Origin of the sequence: Mesorhizobium sp. C268A (assembly GCF_040324475.1) — a bacterium.
Lineage (GTDB): Bacteria > Pseudomonadota > Alphaproteobacteria > Rhizobiales > Rhizobiaceae > Mesorhizobium.
The window spans coordinates 1,621,826-1,635,797 of record NZ_JAMYVX010000001.1 but is presented as its reverse complement, the minus strand read 5'-3'; the positions used below and the strand labels follow the sequence as shown (position 1 = coordinate 1,635,797).

The window sequence follows — 13,972 nt, the reverse complement described above, 5'->3', positions numbered from 1 at the left end:
CGTCGGTGCTAGCCGCCGAGGCGGAAATATTTGGCGGTCGCCGAAAATGCCGAACTCCTGGCGCCGATCTCGTCGAGTATCCTGGGCAACAGCACCGAGGCCGGCGTCGGCGTTGTGAAGTCCGCCGCCTTAATGTCCTGCGGCCCGGTGATCACCATGATGATCTGCGGCAACGCCTTGCCTGCCGCCTTGTCGGCGGCGCCGAGCCCGATCGGGATCGAGAAGGTCGCCTTGTCGGCTTGTACGACAACATGATCGTCGAGGTTGAAGGCGATGCCCCTGTGGTCGATCAGGAACACGCTCGACACCAGCCCGCCATGCGTCATCAGCGTGCCGTCGATCGGCGAGCCGTCCGGCACCGATGTCTGGTCGAGGACAAGCTGCGGCCTGTCGGCCGTGCTCGCGCCCATGAAACGCAGGAAGCCGGTGATCCCGCATTGCGGGGGCTGGATAAGGCGGACGCTGATATCCGGCTCGACATGGAACTTCGCCTGGAATTCCCCAAGCAACTGTTCGAAGGGTGGCACCGACGTGCCGAAGCCCTCGATCGCGACGCCCTTGTCGGCGGCCGACGTCACCGTCGCAAAAAAACAATCACCACCATTGAAGGCGCGTACCCAGGTGACCCGCTCCGCGGCCGCATCGGCCGGTGGCGGCACCTCCGGCTTGGGCACGTTCATGGCAATGTCGGGCTCTGCCGGCTTGTCGGCCTGCTCACCGCTGGCGATATCGGGCTGGCTCGGCTTAGGCTCCGCGGTCGGTTCAGGCGCCTGCGTGTCCGGCTTGGGCGCCTGCGCGGTCGGTTCAGGCGCCTGCGCCTTGGGCTCGGGCGCTTGAGCGGTGGGTTCCGGCGTCGGTGCTGTGGGTTTGGGGGCCTCGGCCGTCGGTTCAGGTGTTTGCGTGGCTGGCGCTGTCGCCTTGGGCTCTACCGGCGGACTGACAGGCTCGGGGTTCTTCGCGGCATCGGACTGTGACGGGCCGGATGGCGGTTGCAGCGCGACGGTCTTGTCGGTTGGTGCGGCCGGCAGCGGGGCCGTGGCGCTCGACGCGACTGGCGGCGTCGGCTGCGGCTCGACCGGCGCTTTGGCCTGATCTTCAGCCGGAGTCTCCGCTGGTTGCGGCTTTGGCACCGTCTTCTCGACCGGCGCAGTGTCCGAAACGGGCTTGTCAGCGACGATCGGCTTTGTCAGTTCGGGTTGGAGCGGCTTGCCGGTGTCGGTGACGCGAGGCCGGTCTCCGAATCCCACGATACCCGATGCATAGAGCCCTCCAAGCGATACCACGGCCACCGCCGACAGCACCGCGATCGTCAGATTTCTGCCTGTAGTAGCACGCTTCGGTGGTGTGCTTGCTCGCTTGGGAGTTTCAGCAGCCGGTTTCGGGTGCGACAGGTGCGCCGGGCGCACGTGCGGCACGAAAGACGGCTCCGCCGTGCCGCTTGGCGGGGCCGAACCGAAGCCTTGGGCCGGCGAGTCCCCGACCTTCGAGACAGGCCCTGCGGTCTGCCCGGTTCGCGGCAGACCGGGCCGGGGCGCGAGCGATGCCGGCGGCAAGGTCGCGTCGCTGTCGTCGCGCGTCAACCGGGCGATTTCGGCCATGCTGGCCGGTCGATCATCCGGGTCAGGCTGCAGCATCGCTTCGACAATGTCCCTGAAATCGGCATCGATGCCGGAGAGATCAGGGACGGTCCGCCGTTTTTCGACGATCTCGTATTGCGAGCCGCCCATATCGATCGGCTTGCCGCGCAGCGCCGCCGCCAGCACCAGCCCCAGGCTGTAGATGTCGGACTGTTCGCTGACCTCGCCGCCATAGAGCCCGAGTTGCTCGGGGGAGACGTAATTGTATTTTCCGGCAAACTTGCCGCCGATCAGCGTCTCGCCACCGACCGCGGCCGATCGCGCAATGCCGAAATCGATGATCTTTGCCCGCTCGACCCGGCCGCCCGGCAGGATGATGTTGTCGGGCGACAGATCGCGGTGGATGGCGCCGGCCTGGTGCACGGCGCTCAGGCCCGAGGCTAGCCGGTGGCACAGTTTGCGCACATCCGGAGTCGCCATCGCCCCGCCGCGCATGACGTCGTACAGCGACTGGCCGTCGACGAATTCCATCGCCAGATAGGGCCGCCCGATGCCGGGATCTATGGTGAAGACGTGGTAGCGCACGACCGCGTCATGCGACAGATGGTTGAGGATCGAGGCTTCCTTGCGAAACAGCGACAGGATCGTCTGATCGCGGGCGAATTCCGGCAGCACGATCTTGATCGCGACATGATCGCCGGTCTGGATGTTGTGGCCGCGATAGACTTCGCCCATGCCGCCCGACGCGATTCGTTCGTCGAGCTCGTAGATGCCGCTGAGCTGCGTGCCGACGCTGGTATCCGCCATGTTGGGCAATAGCCGGGTCTTGTCGTCGGAGCTCATCGGTCGCGGCCTTCTGCTCGGGACAGGCCATTGCCTTTGTCTCTGATCTTGACCAGAACGATGGTGACGTTGTCCGTGCCGCCGCGCTCAAGCACCATGGAAAGCAGCTTTTCGCAGGCAGCCTGCGGCGCTGCCGAGAGCACTGCAGCCGCAATCTCCGCGTCACTGACATGCGCCGTCAGGCCGTCCGTGCTGAGGATGAAAATGTCGCCGGCAAGGGTCTCTCCCTGCTGGAAGTCGATGGCGATTTCGTCGTTGACGCCGATGGCGCGGGTGATGACGTTGCGGCGCGGCCAGTTCTCCGCTTCGGCCGCGCTGATCGCGCCGCTGTCGAGCAGTTCCTGGACCTCGGTGTGGTCGCGCGAAATCTGCGAGATCGCGGCGTTGCGCACGAGATAGACGCGGCTGTCGCCCGACCACAGGCAGGCGAACCTGCCGTCCATGGCCAGCAGTGCGGCAACGGTGGAGCCGATGGTCACGCCGCGTGAGCGCGAAATCCGGCGGATCTCGGCATGCGCCCGGTTCAGCCGATCCTCAAAGCGGGCGCGCAGATCCGGCGCCGAACTGGCGATGCCGATCGTCGCCAGATGCTCGACAATGCTTGCCGAAGCGACTTCTCCGGCCTCGTGCCCGCCCATGCCGTCGGCCACCACCCAGAGGCCGATCCGCGGCTCGACCAGGAAGCTGTCCTCATTGTGGTCGCGCACGCAGCCCTTGTGGCTCACGCCGTAGCTCTCAAAGGCGGCATCGTTCACTTGCCTACGCTCCGCAACGCCTTGGCTGACGTGCCTGGCCAGTCTGCCACAGCCCCATTCATTAGAGTATCGAAATCTAAGCCGCTGATGACGGACCGTGTGGTGCCGCCGCTGTCTCTGCGTCCTGCAATCGCTGGTCCTGCCATGCAATTCCCCATCAGAAAGCCTTCGGACAGCTGAACGCGGAAAGCGCCGGCAGCGTGAATGGGTTGCCGTCCTCCCCGGTCTTGATCGTGTAGGCGACATCCCGTCCGCCGATGACGAAATGCGCTTCGAGACTATCGCCATTGGCGGTGACCTGCCCCTTGTCCAGCAATCGTTTCAAAGCCCAGGGACCGTCGAACTTGATTGCGGACTCGCGGCCGGGCAGCTCCGGCGTCAGGCTGAGACTGGCCGAACCGGTCTTGCCCGGCCACGGAATCAGTCCCGGCGTGTTGCCGGCCTGGGTGGCCTGCAGCACCTGGCCGTCGATATTGAGCAGCGCCATGTCGGCATCGCCATGCAGCGACAGCGGCGTGAAGGTGATGTTGATCGACGGCACCGGCCCGCCGAGCGGAAAGAAAGCCGCGCGGATTTGTGCCGCGAGCTGAAAGTTCTTCAGCGTCGATTTCGCCAGATTGCGGCCGAACCTGGTGTCCTGCTTCCAGTCCCAGTCCTGGCCGCTCATGTCGACCAGCGACGCCAGGTTCTGCGCGAAGAACCGGTCGAGAACCCCGCCTGGAGAAAACAATCTGGCAAAATCCGCCATGGCGACATCGTCGGTACCGGCGGGGGCGAATGGAAAGCGCCCGGCAATCATCTCTTCGCACGGACGGCCGACGGTCTCCTCCAGCATCTCGTTGAGATGCGTGGTCGATGTTTCGGCGACGGTGCCCTCGAAATCGTCCGCCGCCGCGCTCACCATCCTGGCCAGCGCCTTCGGCAGCCGCGAGGCGTTGGCGCGTAGAGTCGATATCTGCAGCTGCAGATTGGCGTTGGCCTGGTCCGTCTGGGCGGGGACATCGGCGGCCAGCCGCACGCTCTGATAGATTTCGCGGAAATTCTGGGTCAGGGCGTCGAGCGGCCGCTGCCCCGGCGCCCCGGCCACCAAAGCCTGGAAAGACCGGAACTGGGCTTCGATGTTGGCGCCGGGATCCTGGTTTTGGGTGCTGACAAAGGCGGTCCCGGCCCTGCTCTGCGATTTGCGCGCCGCAATCTCGATGCCGATGCGGGCGAGGCCCTTGGCGCGCGCGGCGATTTCCTGGTGGCTGTCTTGAGACGGCGCAGCCGGATTGCGCTCTTGCGTCAAAGCTGTTTCGCGCGCGATCGCCTCGAACAGCTGCATCAGCGGCGAACTCGGTGATCCCGCTGCGGACAGCGCCAGATATTGCGGTTTGTCGGCGGCCATTGCCTTGAACTTCAACCTGTCGAGCACCTCGTTCCACGCCGCCGCAAAACTCTTGCCATAGCGATCGAGCAGCTCCGGGCCGAGCTTGAGCAATTCCTGGTCGAAACCGCCTTGCTCGCCGCTCGAGCCGATCACCCATTGATCGTCGACCAGCGCCTGCGCGCTCCTGGCAAGTTGCGCCAGATAGAAGTCGAAGCCGGCATGGGTGTAGAGACCGGGGACGCGAAGGCCGGCGAGATCGTTTCCGTCATTGCGCTCGAACAGCATCGGCGCCTCCGCGCCGGCTTGCGATGACACCGAAAAATCGTCCAGCGCCGCCGCATAGGTGGCCGACTGGATGAGCGCGGTGGCGCGATCGGCAAGGCTCATGCGGCCGAGCGAGCGCTGGGCGGATTCGACCAGCGCGCGGTTGAGTTCGAACGAGGGATCCTGGTCATCGTCGAGCGCCAGCATGGCGCGCAAATGCTTCTCCAGTTGCGCCCGGCCGTCGCGATTGTGGGCGCCGGGATAGCGGTTCTGTTCCCAGTCCCGCTTCAGCCAGGTGACGACCAGCTCGTCATCCACTTTCGGCGCCTTGCCGCCCAGCATCAGGTAAATCTTCAACGGCTCGTACAGCGCCATCGGATCGGCCATCCTGGCCTCGATCGTGCGTTCGAGCTGGAACAGCAGGCGCGAGCGGAACATCCGCTCCAGCCCCTGCCGGTAGGCGGTCTCGGAGGCCGAAAGGATACGCTCACGCTGGCTGAGGCCGAACGTCGCCGTGGCCGGGGTGGGCTGGTCTCTCGTATCGTAGCCGGCCGGCAGGCCGCGCAGCGCATCGAGCGCGCCGATGACGGTTTCGAGGTCGGCATCCGACACCGTCGTGCTGGCCAGCAGCGGCGCGGCTGTCGCGCGGTATTGGCCTGCCGCCTGGCCGGTCGCGGCGACCAGCGATTTGTTGGTCGTAAAGCTCAGGCCGAGAACGCCAAGCGCGGCGATCGCTATGGCCGCGATCGCTGTCAGGCCGGCGTAGCGGGCGATCGCAACGCGCCTGTCGGCCGCCCTGTCATAGGACACCCAGCCGGACTCGGCGAAAATGACGCGGCTCAACAGATCGTGCAGGAAGAAGCTTTTGCCGGTGCCGGAAAGATGCGCCTGGGCACTCCTGCCGAAACTGCGGCCTATGCTGCCCAGCAACTGGTCGATCGGCGTGCCTTCCTGCGTGCCGGAAGAAAAATACAGGCCGCGCAGGGGGGCGTTCAGCTGCTTGCGCGTCGGCTCGAAAACGCCCTCGAGGAAATGCACGATCCGGCCTTTCAGCGCGCCGAGCTGCGCGGCGAAGCCGAAAATGGCGATGCGCGCGACCGGATCGGTCTCCGCCTGCAGCCGCTCGCTCATCTCTTCGGTCAGGCGCTTCACCAGCGCGTCGAATTCGGCTGGCGCTTCCGCGACCATGTTCAGGCCGCGCTCGGCGGTCTGGAAGGTCGCGCCCCACACCTTGCGCCGGCGTGCTTCGTCGAAACCGCCGAAATATTCCATGAATCCGGAGACCAGGTCGGCCTTGGTGAACAGCACATAGACGGGAAAGCGGACCTTCAGGACCTCGTGGATTTCCTGCAGGCGGCTGCGGATCTCGGCGACACGGGCCGCCTGCTCGCCGTCCGCCATCAGATCGGCAAGGCTGATCGCCAGGATGACGCCATTGATCGGCTGACGCGTCCGGTGCCGCTTGAGCAGCGACAGGAACGCCAGCCAGCTTTTGCTGTCGGTCCGTGCATGGGAATCCTGCGTCGTGTAGCGCCCGGCCGTGTCGATCAGCACCGCCTCGTCGGTGAACCACCAGTCGCAATTGCGCGTACCGCCAACACCCGCCACCGGCTGCGCCTGGCCCGACCCGGCAAGCGGAAAGTTCAGGCCGGAATTGACCAGCGCGGTGGTCTTGCCGGCGCCCGGCGGGCCGATGACGATGTACCAGGGCACGTCGTAGAGGAAGTTGCGCTTGCCGCTCGATTGCCTGAGCGTCGCGACCGCTTCGTTCATGCGAGCTTCCAGCACCTTTGCATCGCTGCCGTCATCCTCGGCGCTGGCCATGGCGGCCTCCAGCGCCTTCTGCGCCTTGCGCCTGCGCCGGAACCGGATTGCATAGATGATCGCCACCGTTCCGACGACGATGCCGATGATCGCTGCCCGCAGCCAGATGGGATCCAACGGCCGGGCGCCGGCAAAGCGGATCAACGGGCCGGCGTACCAGACCGCGGCTGCAAAGCCGGCGAGCGCGAGCGCGCTGAAGATGCGCAGCAGCCAGCCGGTCACAGCATCTCCTCCCGCGGGATCATTACATCGACACGGCGGTTTTTGGCGCGGCCGTCCGGCGTTGCATTGTCGGCGATGGGCTCGTCCTCGCCCTTGCCCTCGACCTTTGTCCGCGACGGATCGCTGAAATGCGCTGCGATCATCTTTTCCACCGACTGGGCACGTGCGACGGAGAGGTCGAAATTCGATTTGAAGGCGCTGGTCTTCTTCGGTTTGACGTTGTCGGTGTGGCCGACGATCCGGATCGGCCCGCGCTCCGCGTCGAGAGCCGCCGCGATGCTGGCGGCCACCGGCTCGAACTCCGGCTTGACCTCGGCTCGTCCCGACTGGAACAGCAGGGCGTTGCTGATTTCCACGATGATGAAATCACCCTTGGTGCCGACGCTGACGCCGCCGCCTTCGATCTCCTTGGCCAAGGCAGTGCGGATGCGATCGACCTGCGCAATCGTCGTTGGCGCTGCGACGACTTTCACCTCCTCGGTCAGCGGCACGAAACCGGTGCGCTCGATGGTGACCGGCGTCGCCGGATTGAGCGCCAGCAACTCGCCGGCAACAGCCTCGCCATCATTGGTGATGAGCACGCGCAGCGTGAAAAAGGCTGCGGTCAAAACTGCCGCGGTTGCAGCGGCTATGGCCCAGAGCGGAACCCGCCTGGAGCCTTGCGCCGATGTGACCGACAAGCCTTGCCAGCGCGGCGAAATGTCGTCGTCACCGAGGACGCGGAAATAGGCTGATGTCTCGTAGGCGTCGCGGCGGACCCGTTCGAGGCTCTCGCGCGGCTGGCCGCGATACTGGCCTTCGAAGCCAAGCGACAGGCAGACATGCATCAGCTCGATGAGATTGCGATGAGGTTCCGGCGTCGCCAGCACCGTGTTCAGCGCCTGGAAAAAACCGGCGCCGGTGGGTTTGACCTGGAAGAAGCGCTGCAGCATGGCGTGCTGCGCCCACGCATCCCGGCTGGAACCGGGCAGATTGGCGACGATATCGTCGGCGGTTTCGCAAAGCACATAGCTGGCGATGCGCGCATCCTCTTCCGAGGTATCGGTCCTGGCGATCTTGCGGTCGAAATCCTCGATCAGGCCGGCGACATGCTGCGCCAGCGGCTCGGCCGGTCTTTCGACAGCCATCAGCCGCAGATGCCCAAGCAGTATCAGCAAGGGCGCCGCGGCAGCGACGATCGGGTTGGCCGCGCCATAATCGACGGCATCGCTGGCGCCGTGCAGCGCATCCCATGGCGTTTTCCCCGCCGTCCCGGCTGAGCCGTGAACGGGCGGATCGGCCGGCGCGTTGGCGAAGGGCGTTCCCTGATAGATCACCGTCCCCGTGACGTCGGGTGGCGGCTGGCGGCCGGCGTTGGGATCGAAAACCGTGGGTTCCGGGACGCTGGCAGGGGCGATCACCGTACTGCCGGGGGCCGGCGCATCGCGGGCGAGAACCGTCTTTTGCTTGCGGCCGGGATTGGGGCGGCTGGGGCGGATGACGGTTTTGCCGGTCGGATCGAAAGGATCATCCTTCGAGCTCATCGCCGATCCCTGCCTCTACGCCCGCGCGCCGCGACGCACAGCGCCATGTCCGCGCAAACGCGGACCGCAGGACGCTATCTCGCCGTGACATGACATGTGCCGCAGACCCCCGAGGTCGACCAACCGTACCCGCGTGCTCAATCGTCGTATGTGATCGTAGTCTCAGAAGGTTGCGATGGAAACCCGGCGCAATTTGGTGGCCGGCCCGTGCTCGGGTCGCCTTCACGGTGTCTTCAGCGGTGCGCGGGCTTAGCCCTTGCCGGTCTTCTGTTTGGCGGCCTTGGCATAGGCTTCACTGAAATAGGTGAGGAATATGTCCAGCATGCCGTTCTCGTGCGCTTCCTCCTTGGCCCGCCAGGTCGCGACCAGCGCGTCCCAGGCGCGCGTCTTCTTCGAGGCAAAGGAGGATGGCGGCAGTTTTTTCGCAATCGCCTCGGGCGACAGATCGTCAAGCAACCGCGACAGCGCTGCCTGCATGGCGGCGAAGGTGGCGAATTCATGTGTTTTGAGGTCGTGGAAAGCGTCTTCGATGCTGTGCCTGGCATCGAGATAGCCGGCCCTGCGCCGCGCGAACATGATGTCGAGGATTTCGTCTGTCCCGGGCACGAACTTCAGCGGATTGTTGTCGGCGGAATTGATCATGGTCCGGTCGCTGGTCTTGGCCAGGACTTTTGCAGCGGCGCGCGCCTTCAACAGCAACACCAGCTCGTCGACGACGATGCGCAGCACCGCGCCGATCTCGCCGGCTACCTCCTGCGGTTGGCGCAGCAAAAGCACCTCTGGCGGAATGCCGGCGCCGGCGGCAATCGCGCGCAGGATCTCGTCGGCTTGCTGCGGCCGGCTGGAGACCGAAGCGGGTGGCGCGGTCGGTGACCGTGGCGATGCGACATGGTCTGGAAAGGATCCGGCAACTGGCATCTGCCGTTGCGTCGAACCATGGCCACCGAAGGCTGGGTTCCCGTCATCGATCGACACCGAGACGATATAGCGGCCGATCCGGAGCCGGTCACCTTGCGCCAACCGATGCGGGCCGGTCAGGCGCTGGCTCGACCCGTTGACGAATGTGCCGTTGCGCGAGACGTCGTGGAGAAAAAAGGCGCCGCCTTCGTAGCGGATTTCGCAATGTCGGCCGGAGATGAACTTGTCCGGATCGGGCAAGGTCCAGGCGCAGTTCTCCCGCCCGATCTCGAAGCCGCGGTCGCGCGATGCGTAGCCGGGCGGCAGCCCGGCAGGCAGGACATCGACATTGCTGATCTGCAGACTGATGAACATGCGCTATGGACCGTCGACCGCTGCCGTTTCCATTGATCCGATGTGCCACAGTCTAGCAGCTTGCGGGCACAGCGGGAGAGCGGCGTTTCACACTGGCGAAAGCGGCGCAAACAGCAACGGCCTGCCGCTTGTCCTCTTTGGTCTGCCATAGAACATGTGGTAGGCTCAACATGGCTTGGGTGGCAAGTTGCGAAATATCCCTGAACGTGAGGTCGTTAACACAAGAAGGGCTTCGAACCTGCCACACTAGAGCCTGTTCCATCCCGACAGATCGGGAGGGGGTTCTATCTGTTTGTTCGAGCATGATCTTGTCCGAAAACCGGTCCCACTTCTAGGGATCATGCTCTAGAGGCCGCGTCCAGGAGGGGCACGACCCATGCCGAGTGAACAACGCGCCGCGCTTGTGCAGACGCCGGTCGGCGCCGAGCTGTTGACCTTTACGCACCTCGTCGGCCGCGACGAGATCAGCCGTTGTCTGGCTTATACCGTGGGATTTGTCTCGACGAATACGGATATCGATCCACTGAAGATGCTGGGCGGCGTCGTCTCGATCGAAGGCGAGGCCGACCCGAAGCGCTGGTTCAGCGGTCTCATCGCCGAGTTTCGCCTGACCCGCATCGAGGATCGGCTGGCTCACTACGAAGCGGTCGTCAGGCCGTGGCTGTGGTTCCTCGGCAATACCACCGACTGCCGCATCTTCCAGGACAAGACCGCCGTCGAGATCGTCGAGGAAATTTTCTCCAAATATGGCGGCATCGCCAAGTTCGAAAAGCGCCTGCAGGGGTCCTATCCGCCGCGCGAATATTGCGTGCAGTATGACGAGAGCGACCTCGATTTCGTGCAGCGGCTGCTCGAGCATGAAGGCATCATGTACTTCTTCGAGCACGCCGAGGGCGAACACACGCTGATCCTGGCCGACGCCATGAGCAAGCTCAAGCCGGCGCCGGGCTATGAGACGGTGCTCTATCAGTTCGAAGGGCAGGGCTCGCGCCGCGACGTCGAGTACATCACCGACTGGATCCCAGGCAGCGCGGTGCGCCCCGGCGCCTATGCCCACACCGACTATGACTTCGAAAAGCCCGCCGCCGACCTGATGGCGAAGTCGGCGCAGCCCTTCGGCCACAAGCAGGCCGCCGGCGAGAATTATCGCCACCCCGGTGCCCATCTGGAAGTCGGCCGCGGCGACAGCCTGGCGGCGGTAAGGCGCGAAGAAATCCAGGCGCCGCACATGCGCATTGCCGCTGTCGGCACCGTGCGCGGCCTGTTCTCAGGCTGCACCTTCAAGCTCGACGGCTTTCCGCGCAAGGACCAGAACAAGGATTATCTGGTCGTCAGCGCCGAATACCGGCTGTTCGATCCGGGCTATCGCGCCGGCGTCGACACCGACGGCGAGAATTTCAAGGTGGTGCTCGGCTTGGCGCCGACCTCAGTTGCCTATCGGCCGCCGCGCATGACGCCAAGGCCGATCATGCGCGGGCCGCAGACGGCGACGGTGGTCGGTCCGTCCGGCGAGGAGATATTCACCGACAAGTATGCCCGGGTGAAGGTACAGTTCCACTGGGACCGCCTCGGCAAGAAGGACCAGAAAAGCTCCTGCTTCGTGCGGGTGTCGCAGACCTGGGCCGGCAGCGGCTGGGGCTTCATCCAGATCCCGCGCATCGGCCAGGAAGTCATCGTCGATTTCATCGAAGGCAATCCGGACCTGCCGATCATCACCGGCCGGGTCTACAACGCCTCGCAAATGCCGCCCTACGGCCTGCCTGGCAACGCCACGCAGTCGGGCTGGAAGTCCAATTCGTCGAAAGGCGGTGGCGGCTACAACGAACTGATGTTCGAAGACAAGGCCGGCTCGGAGCTCGTCAACTTCCAGGCGCAGAAGGACCATCACCTTCTGATCAAGCACGACCGCAACAAGACGGTGCAGCACGACCAGTCCGACCGCATCGACCACGACGCCAAGCACTCCGTCGGCCACAATCTCGACGAGGACGTCGGCAACAACAAGACGGTCAAGGTCGGCGTCGATCAGACGACGAATATTGGCTCGAACGATACAGAGACGGTGGGCAAGAATCGCTCGCTGACGGTGGGGGTCGATGAAACGATCGGCATCGGGTCGAACTCGACGGAGACCATCGGCGCCAATCACACGCAGACCGTGGCGATCGTGCAGACGATCACGGTGGGCGCGGCCCGCGTCGACAGTGTCGGCGCGGCAGAGACCAGAAGCGTCGGTGCGGTGCAGACGAACCAGATCGGCGCATCGCGCTCGATGACGGTGGGCGCCGGACAGACGCACACAATAGGCGCGGCGGACAGCTGGACAATCGGCGCCGCCCAGAGCGTGACCGTTGGCGCGGACCAGAGTTTCGCTATCGGCGGTGCGCAGTCGTCGCAGATCGGCAAAGCCAGGTCGGCAAAGATCGCCGCCGACGATGCGACCGATGTCGGAGGTGGGTACGCGCTCAAAGTCGGCAAGGGCAGCGGCATCCAGGTTGCCGAAGACAGCACCATCAAGGTCGGCAAGAAGCTGATGATCGATGCCACCGACGAGATCACGTTGGTATGCGGCGATGCCTCGATCAACATGAAGAAGGATGGCACGATTTCCATCAAGGGCAAGGACATCCGCATCCAGGGCAGCGGCGATGTTCAGGTCAAAGCTGACGGCGACGTCAAGATCAAGGGTAGCAATGTCTTCAACAACTGAAATGACTGGACGCGACGAATCGGTTGAACGCATCGACGGGGTCGTCATCGGGCTGTTGATCGGCTTCGAGGATGGCGCGCCGCTGGTGGTGTTCGTCGGCAATCCCGGCGAGACGGCGCTCAGGGCTCGCAGCCTGGCGAGGCTCGACTCCTCGGCAGTCGGCGCGGAGGTGGCGCTGCTTTTCGAAGGCGGCGATCCGAGCCGCCCGCTCGTCGTCGGGCGCATCGTGGAACCGACACACACGAGCGAACAAGTGCAGGTGGTTCGCGACGGCGAAACCGTGACGCTGAAGGCCAAGGAGCGTATCGAGCTGCGTTGCGGCCTGGCCTCCATCATCCTGGAGAAGAACGGCCGCATCTCGATCCGCGGCAGTCAGTTGAGCAGCCAGGCAAGCGGTGTGAACCGTGTGCGGGGTGCGGCTGTTCATCTCAACTGAGACGTCCATGCAGCAAATTGCGACAATCCCGGCGATTATCGAGCAGCATGTCGAGGATGCCGCGTTCCTGTGGCACCGTCGTGCAAAGGAGATCGACGGTCCCGTGATGGGCGCTTTCGACATCGGCCGTATTGACCAGCGGCTCGACGCCAATCTCGATGGGCTGTTCGCGGCGGGCCAGGCAGCATGGGATCTCGCGGCGGCACGCTTTGCCGACTACCAGGAGCCGCCCGAACTGTTTCTGCTGGGAGCTCTGGCATTCGAATGGCAATCCGCGCCCGCTATCAAGTTTGTCCTCGAGAGTGCGGGGCCGCTTGGCAAGCGTGGGCTGTCGGCGCTGTCCGGCGCGGTTGCGCGCAGCTCGCCTGACAGGTTGAAGCCGTTCGTTGCGCGCTGGCTGGATTCGCCAGTCGCAATGGAGCGTGCGTTGGGCGTCGGCGCACTGCATCACCACAGCGTCAATCCCGGACCCAGGCTTGCGCAGTTGCTGACCGACCGTGACGCCGAAGTGCGTCGCCGGGCGTTGAAGCTTGCGGGTGCGCTGCGCCGTCGCGATGTGGTCGGCGAGGTTGCGGCCTGTCTGCAGGCGCGGGGCGCCGACGAACGGCTGGAGGCGGCGGTAGCGGCCTGCCTGCTGGGCGAGGCGCGGCTGGCGCAGCCCGTGCTCGACAAGATGCTTGTCAGCCACCCGAAGCTTGCGGGAGCCGCCATGGAAATCCGGCTGCTCACCACACCATCGATTGCGGCGCAGTCTTGGTGGCAGCAATTCGCATCCTCTCCAGCAACGCGGCAGGTGGCAGTCGCGACGAGCGGACTGCTGGGTGACAAGACGATAGTGCCGTGGCTCATCGAGAAGATGCAGTCGCCGGAACTTGCCTACGCTGCAGGGCTGGCGCTGCGCGACCTGATCGAGATTGATTTTAACGATACAGATGTGTTCGTCACGGACGCGGCCAAGCTCGGGCCGGAGTTCGAGACTATTGAGGCGACGCCACTGCCCTCTGCTTCGCAGGCACAGGCTTGGTGGGACAATGGCAGGGGTCCGGCGAGGTTCGAAAAATTCCAATCCATGCGGCGGCTGAAGGTGGATGCCATCAGGGGAGCGCTTGCCAACGCGGAGATCGCGCTGACCAACTGGCGGCGTTCACAGCCAATTCCGGCGTGGATGTGAAGATCC

The 13,972-nt window shown here is 64.7% G+C and carries 8 protein-coding genes; 3 read left to right on the top strand and 5 right to left on the bottom strand.

Annotation, left to right across the window (positions count from 1 at the left end):
• Positions 1–8: 8 nt before the first annotated feature.
• The 5 genes from NKL06_RS08105 to tagH all read right to left on the bottom strand — a co-directional run bounded on the left by NKL06_RS08105 (position 9) and on the right by tagH (position 9,649).
• A complete protein-coding gene (locus tag NKL06_RS08105; protein ID WP_023692197.1) occupies positions 9–2,420 on the bottom strand; it encodes a serine/threonine-protein kinase in 2,412 nt (803 codons plus the stop codon).
• The gene (locus NKL06_RS08100; RefSeq protein WP_023692196.1) at positions 2,417–3,175 is read right to left on the bottom strand and encodes a PP2C family protein-serine/threonine phosphatase; all 759 of its coding nucleotides are present in this window, start codon (positions 3,173–3,175) and stop codon (positions 2,417–2,419) included. The genes NKL06_RS08105 and NKL06_RS08100 overlap by 4 nt, the downstream gene beginning before the upstream one ends.
• 157 nt (positions 3,176–3,332) lie before the next feature.
• Positions 3,333–6,854 carry a type VI secretion system membrane subunit TssM gene (gene tssM / locus NKL06_RS08095; protein ID WP_023692195.1) on the bottom strand — a complete coding sequence of 1,174 codons (3,522 nt, stop codon included), beginning with the start codon at positions 6,852–6,854 and terminating at the stop codon, positions 3,333–3,335.
• Positions 6,851–8,377, bottom strand: a complete 1,527-nt coding sequence (gene tssL / locus NKL06_RS08090) for a type VI secretion system protein TssL, long form (RefSeq protein WP_023692194.1) — start codon at positions 8,375–8,377, stop codon at positions 6,851–6,853. The genes tssM and tssL overlap by 4 nt, the downstream gene beginning before the upstream one ends.
• Positions 8,378–8,626: 249 nt before the next feature.
• Entirely contained in the window at positions 8,627–9,649 is a 1,023-nt protein-coding gene (tagH, locus tag NKL06_RS08085; RefSeq protein WP_023692193.1) for a type VI secretion system-associated FHA domain protein TagH, read from the bottom strand.
• A gap of 376 nt (positions 9,650–10,025) precedes the next feature.
• Between tagH and NKL06_RS08080 the strand changes: the two genes are divergently transcribed.
• Genes NKL06_RS08080 through NKL06_RS08070 form a run of 3 tightly spaced genes read left to right on the top strand, consistent with a single transcriptional unit; the run spans position 10,026 to position 13,966 of the window.
• Entirely contained in the window at positions 10,026–12,359 is a 2,334-nt protein-coding gene (locus NKL06_RS08080) for a type VI secretion system Vgr family protein (RefSeq protein ID WP_023692192.1), read from the top strand.
• A gap of 1 nt (position 12,360) precedes the next feature.
• The gene (locus NKL06_RS08075) at positions 12,361–12,795 is read left to right on the top strand and encodes a DUF6484 domain-containing protein (RefSeq protein ID WP_023692191.1); all 435 of its coding nucleotides are present in this window, start codon (positions 12,361–12,363) and stop codon (positions 12,793–12,795) included.
• Positions 12,773–13,966: a hypothetical protein gene (locus tag NKL06_RS08070; RefSeq protein ID WP_156933885.1), complete on the top strand. Its 1,194-nt coding sequence runs from the start codon at positions 12,773–12,775 to the stop codon at positions 13,964–13,966. Before NKL06_RS08075 ends, NKL06_RS08070 begins: the two co-directional genes overlap by 23 nt.
• The last annotated feature ends 6 nt before the right edge of the window (positions 13,967–13,972 follow it).